At 70.6% G+C, this 15,090-nt stretch carries 14 protein-coding genes and 3 pseudogenes; 8 read left to right on the forward strand and 9 right to left on the reverse strand.

The genetic code is table 11. The features are described 5' to 3' along the window. Window positions 1–49: 49 nt before the first annotated feature. The 3 genes from ACIRS4_RS34120 to ACIRS4_RS34130 are packed head-to-tail and all read right to left on the reverse strand — an operon-like array spanning window position 50 to window position 2,309. A complete protein-coding gene (locus ACIRS4_RS34120; RefSeq protein ID WP_404203455.1) occupies window positions 50–820 on the reverse strand; it encodes an AMP-binding protein in 771 nt (256 codons plus the stop codon). Then, window positions 804–1,760, reverse strand: a complete 957-nt coding sequence (locus tag ACIRS4_RS34125; protein ID WP_404203457.1) for an aromatase/cyclase — start codon at window positions 1,758–1,760, stop codon at window positions 804–806. Before ACIRS4_RS34125 ends, ACIRS4_RS34120 begins: the two co-directional genes overlap by 17 nt. A gap of 57 nt (window positions 1,761–1,817) precedes the next feature. After that, window positions 1,818–2,309, reverse strand: coding sequence for an SDR family NAD(P)-dependent oxidoreductase (locus ACIRS4_RS34130; RefSeq protein ID WP_404203522.1), 492 nt, complete (start codon window positions 2,307–2,309; stop codon window positions 1,818–1,820). Here ACIRS4_RS34130 and ACIRS4_RS34135 point away from each other — a divergent pair. From ACIRS4_RS34135 to ACIRS4_RS34150, 4 genes and pseudogenes are all read left to right on the forward strand, one after another. After that, window positions 2,303–2,407: pseudogene (locus ACIRS4_RS34135) on the forward strand (GntR family transcriptional regulator); the annotation flags it as partial. The gene ACIRS4_RS34130 and the pseudogene ACIRS4_RS34135 sit on opposite strands and share 7 nt — an antisense overlap. A gap of 59 nt (window positions 2,408–2,466) precedes the next feature. Beyond that, on the forward strand, window positions 2,467–3,192 hold the full coding sequence (locus ACIRS4_RS34140; protein WP_404203459.1) for a hypothetical protein: 726 nt from the start codon (window positions 2,467–2,469) through the stop codon (window positions 3,190–3,192). Window positions 3,193–3,217: 25 nt separating this feature from the next. After that, window positions 3,218–3,400: a nucleotide disphospho-sugar-binding domain-containing protein gene (locus ACIRS4_RS34145; protein WP_404203461.1), complete on the forward strand. Its 183-nt coding sequence runs from the start codon at window positions 3,218–3,220 to the stop codon at window positions 3,398–3,400. Beyond that, window positions 3,393–4,433 carry an NAD-dependent epimerase/dehydratase family protein gene (locus ACIRS4_RS34150; RefSeq protein ID WP_404203463.1) on the forward strand — a complete coding sequence of 347 codons (1,041 nt, stop codon included), beginning with the start codon at window positions 3,393–3,395 and terminating at the stop codon, window positions 4,431–4,433. Before ACIRS4_RS34145 ends, ACIRS4_RS34150 begins: the two co-directional genes overlap by 8 nt. Here ACIRS4_RS34150 and ACIRS4_RS34155 read toward each other — a convergent pair. After that, window positions 4,406–5,632, reverse strand: coding sequence for a methyltransferase domain-containing protein (locus ACIRS4_RS34155; protein ID WP_404203465.1), 1,227 nt, complete (start codon window positions 5,630–5,632; stop codon window positions 4,406–4,408). The two genes, ACIRS4_RS34150 and ACIRS4_RS34155, sit on opposite strands and share 28 nt — an antisense overlap. Before the next feature lie 172 nt (window positions 5,633–5,804). Beyond that, window positions 5,805–8,285, reverse strand: a complete 2,481-nt coding sequence (locus tag ACIRS4_RS34160) for an excinuclease ABC subunit UvrA (RefSeq protein ID WP_404203467.1) — start codon at window positions 8,283–8,285, stop codon at window positions 5,805–5,807. A gap of 103 nt (window positions 8,286–8,388) precedes the next feature. Here ACIRS4_RS34160 and ACIRS4_RS34165 point away from each other — a divergent pair, with 103 nt between their 5' ends. From ACIRS4_RS34165 to ACIRS4_RS34175, 3 genes are read left to right on the forward strand one after another with little or no spacing between them, the layout of a single operon-like run. Next, window positions 8,389–8,967: a PadR family transcriptional regulator gene (locus ACIRS4_RS34165; protein WP_404203469.1), complete on the forward strand. Its 579-nt coding sequence runs from the start codon at window positions 8,389–8,391 to the stop codon at window positions 8,965–8,967. Beyond that, window positions 8,964–9,935 carry an ATP-binding cassette domain-containing protein gene (locus ACIRS4_RS34170; RefSeq protein ID WP_404203471.1) on the forward strand — a complete coding sequence of 324 codons (972 nt, stop codon included), beginning with the start codon at window positions 8,964–8,966 and terminating at the stop codon, window positions 9,933–9,935. The genes ACIRS4_RS34165 and ACIRS4_RS34170 overlap by 4 nt, the downstream gene beginning before the upstream one ends. An 18-nt stretch (window positions 9,936–9,953) precedes the next feature. Next, window positions 9,954–10,709, forward strand: coding sequence for an ABC transporter permease (locus ACIRS4_RS34175; RefSeq protein ID WP_404203473.1), 756 nt, complete (start codon window positions 9,954–9,956; stop codon window positions 10,707–10,709). 277 nt (window positions 10,710–10,986) lie between these two features. Here the strand turns inward: ACIRS4_RS34175 and ACIRS4_RS34180 are convergent, their stop codons facing one another. From ACIRS4_RS34180 to ACIRS4_RS34195, 4 genes and pseudogenes are all read right to left on the reverse strand, one after another. Then, window positions 10,987–11,919 carry a class I adenylate-forming enzyme family protein gene (locus ACIRS4_RS34180; RefSeq protein WP_404203475.1) on the reverse strand — a complete coding sequence of 311 codons (933 nt, stop codon included), beginning with the start codon at window positions 11,917–11,919 and terminating at the stop codon, window positions 10,987–10,989. Between the two features lie 323 nt (window positions 11,920–12,242). Beyond that, a pseudogene (locus tag ACIRS4_RS34185) lies at window positions 12,243–12,767 on the reverse strand (transposase); the annotation flags it as partial. A 113-nt stretch (window positions 12,768–12,880) separates the two neighbouring features. Continuing rightward, window positions 12,881–13,072: pseudogene (locus ACIRS4_RS34190) on the reverse strand (hypothetical protein); the annotation flags it as partial. Window positions 13,073–13,130: 58 nt separating this feature from the next. Continuing rightward, window positions 13,131–13,895 (reverse strand): hypothetical protein, encoded by a 765-nt coding sequence (locus ACIRS4_RS34195; protein WP_404203477.1) that lies wholly within the window; start codon window positions 13,893–13,895, stop codon window positions 13,131–13,133. Between the two features lie 383 nt (window positions 13,896–14,278). On the opposite strand from ACIRS4_RS34195, the gene ACIRS4_RS34200 reads away from it, so the two are divergent. Further along, complete coding sequence (locus tag ACIRS4_RS34200; RefSeq protein ID WP_404203479.1) at window positions 14,279–14,971, forward strand: hypothetical protein; 693 nt, start codon at window positions 14,279–14,281, stop codon at window positions 14,969–14,971. Window positions 14,972–15,090: the final 119 nt, after the last annotated feature.

Consider the following 15,090-nt stretch of genomic DNA (forward strand, 5'->3'; position numbering starts at 1 on the left):
TGCGGTGAAGATTCGACACCTCCACCACACACGGGGGCCTTCGTCACGATCAAGACCGACCCGCGTTAACAACGCTCGTGATCAATACACCTAGGACCTGGCTCGCGCCCGCCCACACCGCCGAGTTGAGGTGCATCGGGTGGAACAGCGGCAGGTGGTTGAGCGTGACGGAGGTGCAGTCCAGCCTGTGGACGGCGGCGATTTGGATGGCGTTGACGACGAGGTTGCGGTGGGTGAGCCGCACGGCCTTCGGGGCGCCGGTGGTGCCGCTGGTGAACTGGATGCAGGCCACCGCGTCCGGGTCTGGAGCCGGACCCGCCGACGTCGGCCCGGGGCGGATGACGTCCTGCGGCGACAGCACCGTGACCGGGCCCGGCAGGCGGTCGCGGATCGCTTCCGCCCGTGCGGCCGTCTCCGGTGGGGCCACCACGACGGACACGGAGGCGGTGGTGAGCACGTGGGTCAGGGCCTCCTCACGGAGGAAGGGGTTGATGATCGCGACCACCAGGCCCGCCCGCATCGTGCCGTAGTAGGCGATGGCGAAGGACGGCGTCAGGGAGGACACGACGCCCACCACGGCGCCGGGGCGGCCCGCCGCCCGGGCGATCACCGTCGCACCGCCGTCCGCCAGCGCGTCGAGCTCGGCGTAGGTGAACGCCTGGTCGCGGGTGCGCAGGGCGGTCCGGTCGGGCACGGCGGCGGCCGCCCGCCGCAGCAGGCCGTCCAGCGGTACATCGGGGACGTGGGCGAGCGCGGTCGAGTCGTCCGGCACCTGGCCGAACACGGGTCGCTCGCCCGGGAGTTCAGGCGGCGCCAGCACGGGCGCGCTCCTCGGCGAACTGCTGGGCGTAGCGCAGGGTCTGGAGGCTGTTGGTGCTCAGGACGCGTCGCAGGTACTTCCGGGCGTCCGTGACCGTCGTGCCCTCGCCCAGCAGGGAGAGGGCGGACGGCTTGATGGTCGCGGTGTGTCGGGCATGGGCGACCACGCCCTCCGGCGTCTCGATGAACACCCAGTGGCCCGTGTGCGCGTCGAGGAGGGCCGGTAGCCCGATCTGCTTGTAGACGATCTTGTGCTGGGGGAGGCAGATCCGTACGGAGCGGGTCGTGTGTTCCCGGCCGTCCGGCGTGTGCGTGTGCATGTCGAAGAACTGGACGCCCGGCGTGTCCTCCGTCAGGTCCAGCTTGGTCACGTGCGGGACGCGGTCGGGCCACTTGTCGGCGGCGTACAGGAACTCGTAGACGTCCTCCAGACGTCCGCCGATGAAAAGCGGGTCCTCGAAGGAGATCACCCGGGGCTCCAGTTCCTCCCACGCCCCTGCGGTCTGCCGCAGCGACTCCAGTTGGCCCGGGGTGCGGCTCTCGAGATCGGCGCCAATCGTGTTCACGGCATCGTCCGGCGCGTCGTCGCGCAGGGTGAACTCGTGTGTGACGACGACCTCCGTCGTGCCGGACGCCGCGGTCTCGAACGTCCACGTGGCGCGCATGGAGGCGAGCGGCGCGTCGGGCTCCACCTGGTCCAGGTTGATGCGCCAGCCGGACTCCAGCCGCCGCCAGGCGTCCCAAGTGTGGACGGAGGAAGGGCCGGTCACTGCCCAGCGCCGGACCAGCTGCGCCCCGTCGTCGCGGCGCTCGAGGATCTCGGCATGCACGGCGGGGGCGAAGTGCTGCGGCCAGGCGTCGAGGTCGGCGATCAGGGTGTGGCAGCGCTCGGCGGGCGCTTTCACCGAGGCGGTGTGTCGAACGACATGGGTGCGGGACATGGTGTGCTTCCTCTCGTTGGTGGTGGGAGTCATGGGGGGGGGAGACGGGAGCAGGGGCTATCGGCCGCCGGAGACGTCCAGGACTGCGCCGGTGATGTTGTCGTTCGCCGCCGAGCACAGGAAGGCGATGGCGCGGGCGACGTCCTCGGGCGAGCTGAGGCGGCGGGTGGGCGTCTGGGCCAGTTCCCTTTCCCGCACCTGGGCCGGCAGGTCGGCCAGGACTCCGGCGGTACGGGTCAGTCCGGGGCTGACCACGTTGACCAGGACCCGGTCCGGACCGGCGTCCCAGGCCAGGCTGCGCGCGAAGCCGTGCAGGGCCGCCTTGGCCGCCCCGTAGATCTCCTGGCCGGGGGCGCCGTCCCGGGCGATGTGTGAGGACACCAGGGCGACGCGGCCCCACTTCCTAGCGCGCAGCATGCCGGGCAGCACCAGCTGGACAGTGTGCAGGGTCTGCTCCAGGTTGTCGCGGAGCAGCGCGCTCCACTCCTTCGGCGGTACGTCCTCCAGGTGCAGTCCGGGCGGAATGAAGGAGGCGAAGGCACATGGCAGGGCCGCCCCGAGCCGACAATCGGCCGCCGTACGCGCGCATCGCGGGCCACTATCGCGACCTGATCACCTCTGGGCAGTTTTCGCCGGGCGACCTCCTGCTTACACGACCGCTGAGTTCACCGCAGTCTCACCCCTGCGGTGAACTCCATGACCGACAATGAGGTGTTCGCGCCCGGTCGCCCGCCGTCTGCGCACCTATCGCGAACTGCGGGTTCCGGTGGTGCGGGACGGCAAAGGCCGCTATGGGCGCCTCGACGTGGTGATCTGGATGCCCGGCATGATCTCGAACATCGTTGTGGAGATCGACTACGGGCCCCGAACCCGGCCCGCTGGCCACGACGTCCGGATCGCCGCGCAGCCGTCGATGCACCCGGTGATCGTCCGGTCCGGCATGCCCGCCGTGGCCGTCGGCCTGGATGTGGACTTCGCGGCCGTGCGACGGCGCACCCTGTCGCACGAGCGGCGGGAGACCGACCGGCCCGGGACGGCCGAGGAACTTCGGGAGGCGGCGAAGCGGGACGACGGCGGTCTGTTCAGTGCCTGGAACGAGGCCACCACCGCCGCGCTCGACGACATCGTCGCCTTCGCCCGTGCTTTCCGGCCCGACCTGGTCATCGGCGACACCATGGCCCCGGCGGCGCTCGTCGCCGCGCACGTCCTGGGCGCGGTAGGCGTACGGCACCTGTGGGGGCCGGACATCCTGGGCTCACCGGGCGGTGAGAAGATCCTCGACGTGCTGCCCGGCTACTGGGAGCAGTTCGAGCGGCATGGTGTAAGGCCCTCTTCCGGGGACCCCGCACACCGCACGGTCTCGCCGTGCCCGCCGAGCCTGCGCCTCCCCGCCGCACCGGGACTGCTGCCGCTGCGCTGGGTGCCGCAGTGACGCGGAGGTCCTGGAGCGGGCCGGCGTGGCCCGGCGGGTGCCGGCCGAGGATGTCACCGCGGGGCGGCTGCGCGAGGCGGTGGAGGCGGTGCTCGGGCTGCCGTCGTACACTGACGCAGCCACGCGGGTGCGGGAGGAGATCGCTACCCAGCCGCCCCCGCGTGAGGTCGCCCGGCCCCTGCGCGACCTCGTCGACGCCGGTGAGTGACGCGGCGGGCGCAGACGCGGCCATTCCGCTGGTCGTCGTCCTGGGTGCCTCCGGTTTCATCGGATCGGCCGTCGCGGCGGAGTTCGCACGGCGGCCGGGCCGCTTGCGGTTGGTGGGACGCCGACCCATGAGCCTCGGTGCGGGAGGCCTCGCGCGTAGCGAGGTGTACGCGGCGGATCTCACGGCGCCGGACAGCATGCCGCGGGCAGTGACGGACGCCGACGTCGTGATCCATCTGGTCGCGCGAATCGAGGCCGGCGTGGCCTGGCGGGCAGCGGAGCGCGATCCGGTCGCCGCCCGGGTCAACGTCGGGGTGATGCACCGCCTGGTCGACACCCTCGACAAGGGCCGCCGGGAGCGGGAGGCACCGCCCCCGGTCGTGGTGTTCGCGGGGTCGGCCTCGCAGGCGGGCGTACCGGGCCGGATCGACGGTCGGGAGCCGGACCACCCGGTGACAGAGTACGCGCGGCAGAAGCTGGCGGCGGAGCGGGTCATGAAGGAGGCAACCGCGCGCGGCGCCGTGCGCGGCGTGTCCCTGCGTCTGCCGACGGTGTACGGGGCCGGGCCGGGGCCGTTCGGCAGCGGCGTGGTCGCGGCGATGGTCGAACGGGCGCTCGCGGACCATCCGCTAAGCGTGTGGCGTAGCGGCGCCGGGCAGCGCGACCTGCTCCATGTCACGGACGCCGCGCGGGCGCTCGCGACGGCGGCGGACCACGCGGACCTGCTGGCCGGGCGGCACTGGCCGGTGGGCACGGGCCGGCCGGTCGCGGTCGAGGACCTCTTCCGCGCCGTTGCCCGTGCGGTGGGCGCGCGTACCGGGCGGCCACCGGTTCCGGTGCTGGAGGTGGACCCTCCGGCGTCGGCGACCGCCGCCGACGCGCTGGGCATGTCCGTCGACTCCTCGGCGTTCCGTGCGATCACCGGTTGGCGTCCTCGTGCAGCGCTCGGGGCGGCGCTGGAGGAGTTGGTGGGTGAGGTGCTGGAACGCCGGGGGCGGGCGGGGACTCAGGCGGTGTGGACGTCGGGTACGTAGAGGATCCAGCGGCTGCCCTGGCGGCCGAATGCGGCCTCCTTGCGCATGATCTCCTCGGCGTGGTTCCACGCGAACAGCAGGGCGTAGTCGGGGTAGGGGTCGGCGAATGCCTCGGGCGCGCGCACCGGGATGTGTGAACCGGGGCTGAGCCGGCCCTGCTTGGCGGGGGTGCTGTCGACGATGAAGGACACCAGGTCCGGGCCGATGCCGCAGTAGTTGGTCAGGGTGGCGCTCTTGGCCGTGGCACCGTAGCCGACCACGGTCCGGCCCTCCTCGCGGCAGCGCTCCAGCAGGGCCCGCAGGTCGTCGCGGACCTTGTCGACGTTCTCACCGAAGCGCGCCAGGGTGCCGGGCTCGGTGACGCGGGCGGCCTTCTCCCGCTCCAGGAAGCGGCCCACCGCGGGGCTGGGCGTGCGGACGCCGGGGCGGGCCACGGTGTAGCGGATCTCGCCCCCGTGCACCGGCAGCCATTCGGCGTCGACGAGTTCGAAGCCGTGGTGGGCCGCCATCGCCTGCACGGACCGGACCGTGAAGAAGTAGAAGTGCTCGTCGTAGATTTGGTCGAACGACGTCCGCTCGAGAACGTCGGCCATGTACGGGTCCTCGAAGACGAAGACCCCGTCCGGGGCGAGGAGCGCGTCGACGCCTCGGAAGATCGAGTCGACGTAGGAGATGTGAGAGAAGGTGTTCGCCGCGTAGATCACCTTCGCGGGGCCGTCGGCGGCGGCGACGGTGACGGCGGTCTCCTCCTCGAAGAAGGCGTTGCGTACCCGGATGCCCTGCGCGGCGGCCGCCTCGGCGACACCGGTGCTGGGCTCGACGCCGAGGTGGCGGCGGCCGGCCCGGCGGATCGTGTCGAGCATGATGCCGTCGTTGCTGCCGAACTCGACGAGGAAGTCGTCTGGGTTGCGCAGTTCCGTGTCGAGGAGGCGGCGCGCCGTGCTGCGGAAGTGCTCCTGCATCACCGTCGACAGGGAGGACAGGTAGGGGTAGTCGGTGCGGAACATCCTCTCGCGCGGCACGTCCTCCAGCAGCTGCACCATGGTGCAGGACGTGCACATCGCGACGGCGAGCCGGTGGAAGAACTCCTCCGTCCCGCCGGCGGGGTCGACGAACGCGTCGGCGACGGGCTGGCGTCCGAAGTCGAAGAACTCGTGCAGTGTGCCGCCGCAGATACGGCAGTCGGGCGTGGCAGTCATATTGCGTCCCTCAGCTCTGTTGGAGAGTCGGCCCCCGGGCCGGGCGGACACCCGCGCCGGTCGGCGGAGGCCCGCCCGGCCGCGGCGTCCGGGGAGGATCCCGGGTGGTCGGGATCGTCCCCGTCGCGGCTCGACGATCGCTCAAAAGGGGCTGGATGACGTGGGCGGGACGTCAGTCCCCGGCCGTCGGGCCCTCGAAGAGCGGCCGGAGGAACCGAGCGGTGACCCCCGGGCCTCGGACGATCCGGTCCGGGGTACCCTCGGCGACGACGCGCCCGCCGCGGTGGCCGGCGCCCGGGCCCATGTCGATGATCCAGTCCGCACAAGCGGCGACGTGCAGGTCGTGTTCGGCGACGACGACCGAGTTGCCAGCCTCCAGCAGGACGTCGAGGGCGTCGACGATGCGCTGCACGTCGGAGGGGTGCAGCCCGGTGGCGGGCTCGTCGAGCAGCACCATGCCGCGACTGCGTCCGTCGCTGCCCTGGAGGATGGCGTTGGCCAGCTTGAGCCGCTGGGCCTCGCCGCCGGAGAGCTCGGTGCCGGCCTGGCCGAGCTGGACGTACCCGAGTCCGGCACGGCGCACAGCGTCCAGGGTGGCCACCAGGGGTCGGGGCGCGGTGAAGAACTCGGCGGCCTCGTCCACGGTCACGGCGAGCACCTCGTCGATCGACCGGTCCTGGTAGCGGACGGCCAGGACCTCCGGGGTGAAGCGGCGGCCCTCGCAGACGTCGCACTCGACCCACATGTCCGGCATGAAGTGGAGGTCGACCTGGCGCTTGCCGTACCCGGTGCAGGTCTCGCAACGTCCGCCGGGGGAGTTGAAGGAGAAGGCGCCGGCGGTGAGGCCGCGGTCGCGGGCGCGCGGGCTGGCCGCGTACAGCTTGCGGATGAGGTCGAACGCCTTGGTGTAGGTGGCGGGGCAGGAGCGGGGAGTGCGGCCGATGGGGTCCTGGTTGACGACCGTCACCCAGTCCACGGCCGCCGCGCCCTCGATGCGGGCGAGGGCGGCCGGCCGCTCGCCGCGCAGGGTGGCCGCGAGGCCGTCGCCGAGGGCTTCGTGCAGCAGGCTGCTCTTGCCGCTGCCGCTGACCCCGGTGATACAGGTGAGGGTGTTCAGCGGGACGGTGACGCGGTCCAGCTGTACGTTGTGGACGTCGACGCCGACGAGCGCGACATGGCCCGCCGCCCCGGCCTCCCGGCGCCTGGGCCGCCGTACGCGCGGTCCGCGGCCGGCGAGATAGGCGCCTGTGACGGACTCGGGGACGCGGCGCACCTTCTCGGGCGGGCCCGACGCCACGAGGGTGCCGCCCTGCCGTCCGGCGCCGGGACCGAGGTCCACCACCCAGTCGGCCAGGGCGACTAGTTCGGGGTCGTGCTCGACGAGGAGCACGGTGTTGCCGGCGTCGCGCAGGTCCGTGAGGATCTCGCGCAGGGGGTGCTTGTCGGCGGGGTGGAGTCCGGCGCTGGGCTCGTCGAGGACGAAGATGATGCCGGTGAGGTCCATGTTCAGCTGCGCGGTGACACGGGCGCGCTGGAGTTCGCCGCCGGACATGGACGGCGCGGTGCGCAGGGGCTGGAGATGCCCGAGGCCGAGTGCCGTCATCAGCCGTAACCGCTTCTCGAGGTCGGGCAGGAAGGTGGCGGCGACCTCGCGCTGCATGGGCGTGAGGGTGGGTTCGACGGTCCCCGCCCAGGCGTGCAGCTCCTCCACGGGCTTCTCGACGACCTCCGGGTAGGTCAGCCCGCCGACCCGCAGGGTGCGCGCGACATCTCCGTAGCCGGTGCCGCCGCAGGCGTTGCAAACCTCGCGCCGCATGAAGCTCTCGTAGTGCTGCCGGGCCGACTCGCTGCCGGCGGTCTCGTGCAGCCGCGTTATCTCAGCGAGGACGCCTTTGAGGGGAACGCTGCGCTCGACGGTGGTCTCGCTGCCGGACTTCTTCTGACGGGTGGTGATGCGGAAGCTGACCGGCTCGTCCCCTGTGCCGTGCAGGACAGCGTGCCGGAACGCCTCGGGCAGTTCCCTCCATGGCAGTTCGAGGTCGGCGCCGTACCGTTCGGCGAGGGCCGGCAAGGCGAGGTGCTCGCCGGAGTTGGTGCGGTCGAACCAGGCTCCCGCACCCTTGAGCAGCGGCAGGTCGGGGCGGGTGATGACGGCGTCCGGGTCCGGACTGACGGTGGCGCCCATGCCGAGGCACCTCTTGCAGCGGCCTTCCATGCTGTAGCGGTCGAAGTAGGCGCTGGTAAGCCCGCGGAGTTCGGGGTGCGCCACGGCCTCCGGGCCCAGGGCCGGCATCCGGGCGAATAGGAGGCCGAGGAAGTCGTTCAAGCCGGTGATGCTGCCGAGGGTGGAGCGCTCGCTGCGGTTGAGACGGCGCTGGTCGACGGCGAGCGTGACGCCGAGGCCGCTGAGGCGGTCGAACTGCGGTCGGTTCTTGGAGGAGATGAACTGCCGGAAGAAGGGGGAAATGCCGTTCAGATAGCGCAGTTGGGCCTCCGCGTGGAGGGTGTCGATCGCCAGCGAGGTCTTGCCGCTGCCGCTCACCCCCGTGAATGCGACGATCTTGTTCTTCGGGAAGGTGACGCTGACGTTCCGCAGGTTGTGGGTGCGGGCGCCGAGGACGGTGATGACGTCGTCGCCGGGGGACCCGTTCATGAGGTGACTCACTCCGCTCCTTCGCGTACTACGACGCTCTCGCAAGTGCCGGGGAGCTCTCACGAGCTTGACTTCTCGATATTACTCTCACGATACTAGCCGCGTGAATCTTACTCGTTTGATGGCTCTGGGCACCCTGCAAAACGTGGGCCCGCTGCACGGCCACGAGATCCGGCGCATCGCCGAGGTGACGAGCGTCAGCAGCTGGGGCGGGGTGAGCGTCGGAGCGCTCTACCGGGAACTGCGCACCATGGACGAGGACGGGCTCGTCCAGCCGGTGCGGACCGAGCAGGTGGGCCGACGCCCGGCCCGCACGGTGTACCGGATCACCGACGAAGGGGAGGCGGAGCTGGCCAAGCTCCGCGAGGAGGCGGTCACCCAGGTGCACCACGGCACCGACCCCTTCAGCGTGGCGCTGCTGTTCACCCGCACCAACGACCTGCCGATCCTGCGGGACCTGCTCGAACGGCGCCGCGCGGCCGTCGTGGCGATGCGCGACGACATCGACGCGGAACGCAGGAGCCTCCTGGCGGCGGGCTCGATTGGCCCGCTGGACAACGCGATGTTCCGGCGCAGAGTCATGCAGCTCGAAGCCGATCTCGCCTGGCAGGGAGAACTCGAAATGGCGATCGAGGAACCCGACGCCGCATCCGCGGACCCGACCGAGGAGAACCAGCCATGACCATGATCGAGGCGCACGGACTGGCCCGGACTTTCCAGGCCCCCCACGGAGAGGTCACCGCCGTACGCGGTGTGGACTTAACCGTCGAGGACGGCGAGATCGTCGGCTTCCTCGGCCCCAACGGCGCCGGCAAGACGACCACCCTGCGCATGCTGACCACCCTGCTGCGCCCCACCGCGGGAACCGCCCGCGTCGCCGGATGCGACCTGCTCACCGACCCGGTCGGAGTGCGCCGACGGATCGGATACGTCGCACAAGGCGGCGACGCCAACCCCGCGGAGGTCGTCGCCAACGAACTGCTCCTCCAGGCACGGCTGTACGGCCTGTCCAAGGCCGAGGCCGGACCCCGCATCGCCGACCTGGCGGAGCGCCTGGGACTCGGCGGCCTGGAGTCGCGCCTGGTCGGCAGCCTCTCCGGCGGCCAGCGGCGCCGTCTAGACATCGCACTCGGGCTGGTGCACCGGCCGCCGCTGATCTTTCTGGACGAGCCCAGCACCGGACTCGACCCGACCAGCCGCAACCAGCTCTGGGACCACATCCGCAGCCTGCGGGACGAACTCGGCGCGACGGTGTTCCTCAGCACGCACTACCTCGACGAGGCCGACGCGCTCTGCGACCGCATCCTGATCATGGACCAGGGCGCCATCCTGGTCGAGGACGGCCCGGAGGAGCTGAAGAACCGGGTCTCGGGCGACGCGGTGACCCTGGAGGTTTCCCCCGAGAACGTACGCACCGCCGAGGACACGGTCAGCGGCCTTCCCGGGACCCGCGACGTCGCCGTCACCGGAAACACCATCAGGTTCCGCGCCGAGCACAGCAGCCGCTCGATGGTCGAGTTCATGCGGGCGCTCGACGCCCGCGACGTCGACCCGGTCTCCATCCAGATCGACCGGCCCACGCTCGACGACGTCTTCCTCACCCTCACCGGGCACCAGGCCGGTGCGGCCGCCCTCGTCGACGCCGCCTGAACAGGGAGAACCCTCGCCATGCAGACCCTCAGGGAAACGTTACTGGTTTTCGAGAACCAGCTCCGCTTCACCTTCCGTTACAAGATCACCATCGTAATGGGCCTGGTCCAGCCAGTCCTCTACCTCCTGCTGTTCGGTCCGCTGCTGACCGGACTGGGTGACATGGGTCGCCCCGGCGACACATGGCAGACGTTCGTGCCCGGTGTCCTCGTCTACCTGGCACTGTTCGGCGCGGGCTTCTGCGGATTCGGCATCATCGCCGACGTGCGCTCCGGCGTCATCGAGCGGCTGCGCGTCACACCGGTCAGCCGGTTCGCGCTGCTGATGGGACGCGTGGTCCGCGAGGTCACGGTGCTGCTCGTCCAGTCCGTGATCATCGTGACGGTCGGGCTGCTGCTCGGCCTGCGCGCCAACCTCCTCGGCATCCTCGCCGCGCTCGTCCTCGTCGTCCTGTTGGGCATCGCCCTGGCCTCGCTGTCCCTCTCGCTGGGCGTCGCGCTCAAGTCGGAGGACCAGTTCGCACCGTTGCTCACCTCGGCCACGCTCCCCGTCATGCTGCTCGCCGGCATCCTGCTCCCGATGAGCCTCGCGCCCACCTGGCTGGACGTGCTGTCGCACTTCAATCCGCTGCGCTACGTCGTGGACGCCATCCGGGACCTGTTCGCCGACCACTTCGCCACCTGGGCCGTCCTGGAGGGCAGCGTGGTGGCGGTCGCGCTGGCGGTCGTCTGCGTCGCCGTCGGCATGCGGACCTTCGCCAAGGAAAATGCCTGAGCGACGTCAGGACGTGCACCCGCGGCGGAGGAGCCGCGGGTGCACGCCGTGCGGTTAGGCGCCCGGCGCCCGGGAAGGGGCGCAGGTGTGCCGGGGGCGCAGCGGGGGTCTGGGCGTGCCGGTGGGTTGGGCGCGCGGAACGGGCGCGGGATCGGCGCGACCAGCCACGACGGACCGGCAGGTGACGCGCCCGGGGGGCCCAGGCGCACCGGAGATCCGGTGTGCGAGGGATCGGGCGCACCGAACATCCACACGCACCAGTTGTCCAGTGGAGCGTTCAGGCGCGGCCGTCCAGATAGAGGTAGCCCTCGGGGTCGAGCCGGCCGATGTCACCCGAGCGCAGCCAGTCCTCGAGCAGCACCCGCCGTGTCGCGTCCGGGTCGCGCCAGTAGCCGCTCATCATGTGCGGGGCCCGCAGCCACACCTCGCCCGGCTCGCCCATCGGACGGTCCCGGCCATCCGGCCCGCAGATCCGCAGCTCCACCCCCGGCAGCGGACGCCCGGCCGACCGCAGCAGGTGGGGCCGCCCGTCGGCGGCGGCCAGATGATCCTCCTGCCGCAGCAAGGTGACGGCGCGGAGCTCGCTGGTGACGTAGTTCTGCGACAGGATCGGGCCCAATACGCCGATCGCTCGGCGCAGTGTGTCCGGCGCGATGGGGGCATTGCCGTACGGCAGGTACCGCAGGCTGGACAGGTCCGTGCGCCCCACGTCCGGGTGGCTGACCAGCCGTTCCAGGTGCGGGGACGGGAGATACACGCTGGTGATCCGCTCCGCCTCGACGGCGGCCAGCACCCGGCTCGGGTCGAAGTCGTCCATCAGCCGCACCGTGCACCCGGCCCGCAGCAGCATCAGGGCGACCTCGCCGGCGTTGCCCGACAGCGGGCTGACGGCCAGCGTCGTCACCCCGGCGGCAAAGTCGCCCAGTTCGCCCTCGTCCGGGCGGCGCCAGGTGACGTTCATCGCCCGGAAGCGGTGCACGGTGCCCCGCCGGACCCCGGTGCTGCCGCAGCGAGCTGGCCGCGGGTTGCCTGGCGCAGGATCTGGCCGAGGACATCGACGCCGAAGGCACCTCTGTCGCGGCGGCCGACGCGGAGGATGAGCGGCGCGAGGTCGAGGGCGGTGGCCACCAGGTACGACAAGCTGGCCGTCCGCTACGAGGCCACCGTCACCATCGCCGTCATCAACGAATGGTTTGATCTGCTTGGCCAACCTCGGCTAGCTAGGTGACCCTTGAGCATTCCGGTTGGCCCCTGTGTTTGGGGTCAGCCCCGTACGAGCCGCTGGTTCACCGCCGCGAGGCTTCCGGTGGACCGTCGGGCCAGTCATGATCAAGTTCCGGGAATTTGGCGGTTGGGGTGTGACGTGAAGGACTGGCGGACCGATCCGACATTCGCGATATGCCGGAAAGTGGCGGACCGGGCGGACCTGGCCGCGTTCTCGGGAGGTCCGTTCGACGTACGGGCGGTGGGGCCGGCATCCTGTCCGATCCCCGGCCGGGCTTGGGCCTCGATGCCGTCCCGTGGGACAACTTCCCCCATACTCGGCAGCTTCGCCACCGTCAACCGGATCACAGTGCCCTCGATGATCGGCAATGGTCCCTCGCGGTCGCCCCAAGCCGCCCGACGCGTCAAGCGTGGATGGAGCCGGTCCCACGCCTGCGCGTTCGCCGTCCCGTACCGGTCGGTGTCGACCGTGGTGCGCGGTGGCCTCGCCCCAGGTCTCGGGATGGCCGAAGACGAACTCGCCGCCGTGCTTGGGTGGGCGCCCGCCCAGCGGCGGGCAGATCAGGGCACCGGCACGGGCTTGCGCATCACGCGGTCCGACCGAAGTCGGCCCACCACCTCGACCGGCAGGTCAGCCAGGAGGTGGGCGTCGTAGCCGGCGTCCAGCACGACCAAGACGTCCGGGTCACCCGCCTGACACTGGTCGGCCGCGACGAGGCGTTCGATGACCTCGCGGACCTGGTTGGCGGTGACCGCGGCGAGGTCCGCGCCGGGCTCCAGCCGGACCGCGTCCCGCAACGCGGTCCACGAGGTCCGGCCCGTCTCGGGTGCCGCGCGCGGTGGTGATGGGCTGAGGCGCACGCGCGGATCGCAGTCCATGAAGGATGTCTCGAACCTCCAGTCGCCGCTGGTGGGGTTGGCCACCGGTCATGGTGTGCTGGGCGCTGGCGCCAGACGGCGTAGCCGGTGAGGATGGCGTGCTCCCAGTCCCTGGCGCGGCAGGTGCTGACCTCGCGGTGGGCGGTCATGTGGCCGATGTTGGCCAGGACTTCGTGATCGATGTTCTTGATGTCGGCGAGGTAGCGGTGGCGGGCGACGTAGGAGAAGACGAGCGCGGATCGCTCTGGCAACTGTCGCACGCGAAGACTGGCGTGCTGGCGCGCCGTCGCCTGGGAGGCCTGTGGACGGGCAAACTTGTCAGCTGCCTACGGGCTGCCACTCCCCGCAGTTTGTGCTGTTGAACGAGTGATCTCCAGCGCGGATGGTGACCTGTATCCGCTTCGCTCCTATGACGTAGCTGTTGTCGATGATTTCGCCGCTGGCGTCTGTCCGCTCCCAGTAGCAGCCTTCCACGTCGGTGGAGTAGTAGGTCCCTGGCTTGACCTCGTTGCCGACGCGATAGACGCCGTCGCCAAAGACGCGTCCTTCGCTCTCCAGCTTGTTCTTGCGCTCTGCCCCGCCCACCAGGGCACGCAGCTTGCTCTTGTCCGGGTGACTGGGGCATACAAGAAGCGCCCCCCGGACCTCGGCAAGCTGTTCCGGACTTCCGGCCGATTCCAGGTAGCCGAAGGCGCTCGGCCCGGACTGGGCGCACATCCCGTACAACACAGCGAGCTTCTCCACGTCGCCTTCGGTGGGGGCTCCGTAGGCGGTAGTGACGGCCTTCGCCTCGGATTCGCTCATCTCTGTGCCGCTGAGGGTGGCCTCACACTGGTCCGCACCGGCTGTCCATGCTTCCTCAACGGTGGCATATGTCAGGCCGGAACAGTCGATCTCATCGAGCGTGATCGGATCCGGTCCGGCAACCGGGTCCGGCGCGGCATCGACGACTTCTGGTTCGCTCGTCGGGCTGACGGCGTTCCTCTCCGCCGCCGACTTCGCATCTTCGGTGTCGTCCGCGCTGTTGGAACACCCGACGGCGAGCACCACGCTCAGCGCAGCAGCGGCCACAACCTTCTTCATCGCCCCCCGGGTATGTTTGGGGCCGGTGTCACGCCGAGCCCCCTGCGGATGCACAAAGTAAACGATCTTTTAGCTCGGAGGCCACATCTCATGGCCCCACCGCACCTGCCTGGTCGGGGCGAAGAGGCTAGGTTCTTTCGTTCAGCGCATCGAGACGGCGAAGGCGCGCTGCCTCGCACCACTACTTGTAGGGGGCTGGGGTCTGGTGGTGGCCGTGGTCGGTGAGTGCACGTACTGAACCGCATGCGCCCTTGTCGGCGGCCTTGAGTAGCCGACAGGCGGCAGGCCTTGTCAACGTCCGCGTCCTCCTGGCGGGTGCCTCATGGAGACTGTTCCCGGCGGGACCGACACGACCGAACACCCCTACCGAAGCCGTGGTGCCCATGGAACCTTCGACATATCCCGAGCCCGAAATACGCCTGGCACGCCTGGCGGATTCGGTCGGCCTCTCGCCCGTGTGGCCCCCGACCGGAGAGTTCCTCGACGGCCTCGCGGAGCGGACGGGGCTGCGCACCCACGACCTCCTGCTCGTCGCGGACCTCCCCCTCCCCGGAAACACCTGGCTCTTCGACGAAACAGCCGGCGCCTCCAGCTCCCTGGTAGAGCGTTCTCTCGCCCTGTCCGCGTCCGCCCGACGCCTGCTGCGCACCCGCGCACGATCCATGACCGCGCCGGCGGACACGCTCGCCCCCCAGGAACTCCGCCCGTACGAGCAGTACCCGCCGGGCTTCGGGTCGCTCCTCCTCCGGATGCTCGCGCTCCGCAACCTGAACTGGTCGGGAGCGGCCAAGGCGATGTGCCTGATGTCCGGTGTCTGCAAGGCGGCTTCGACTATCGGCGCAGTGGGGCGGGGCGTCAAGCCCCTCGACGCCGAGATGCTCGACGGCTTCGCCGCGACGCTCGGCACACCGGTCGTCGTGCTGGCAGGACTGACCGGCGTCCAGCAGAGGGCGGAGAGCCGCGAACTCAAGCCTGAAGTGGTCGACACAGCCGCGTTGGTCTGGGAAGTCCGGCACTTGACCTGGGACCAGGAAAGCCAACTCACCGAGTACGCGGAGGTGTTGGGCAAGGGATGAAGCCTCTGCCGACGATCGAGGGGAGGTTCTGTCCCGGGAGAGACGCTCCACATAGGCGATCAGAAGTTCAGCGGCCACCAGGTGCGCATGCGGATGGTGCTGCTTCCGCCGACGATTCC

It is taken from the genome of Streptomyces sp. NPDC101166 (genome assembly GCF_044768125.1).
Lineage (GTDB): Bacteria > Actinomycetota > Actinomycetes > Streptomycetales > Streptomycetaceae > Streptomyces.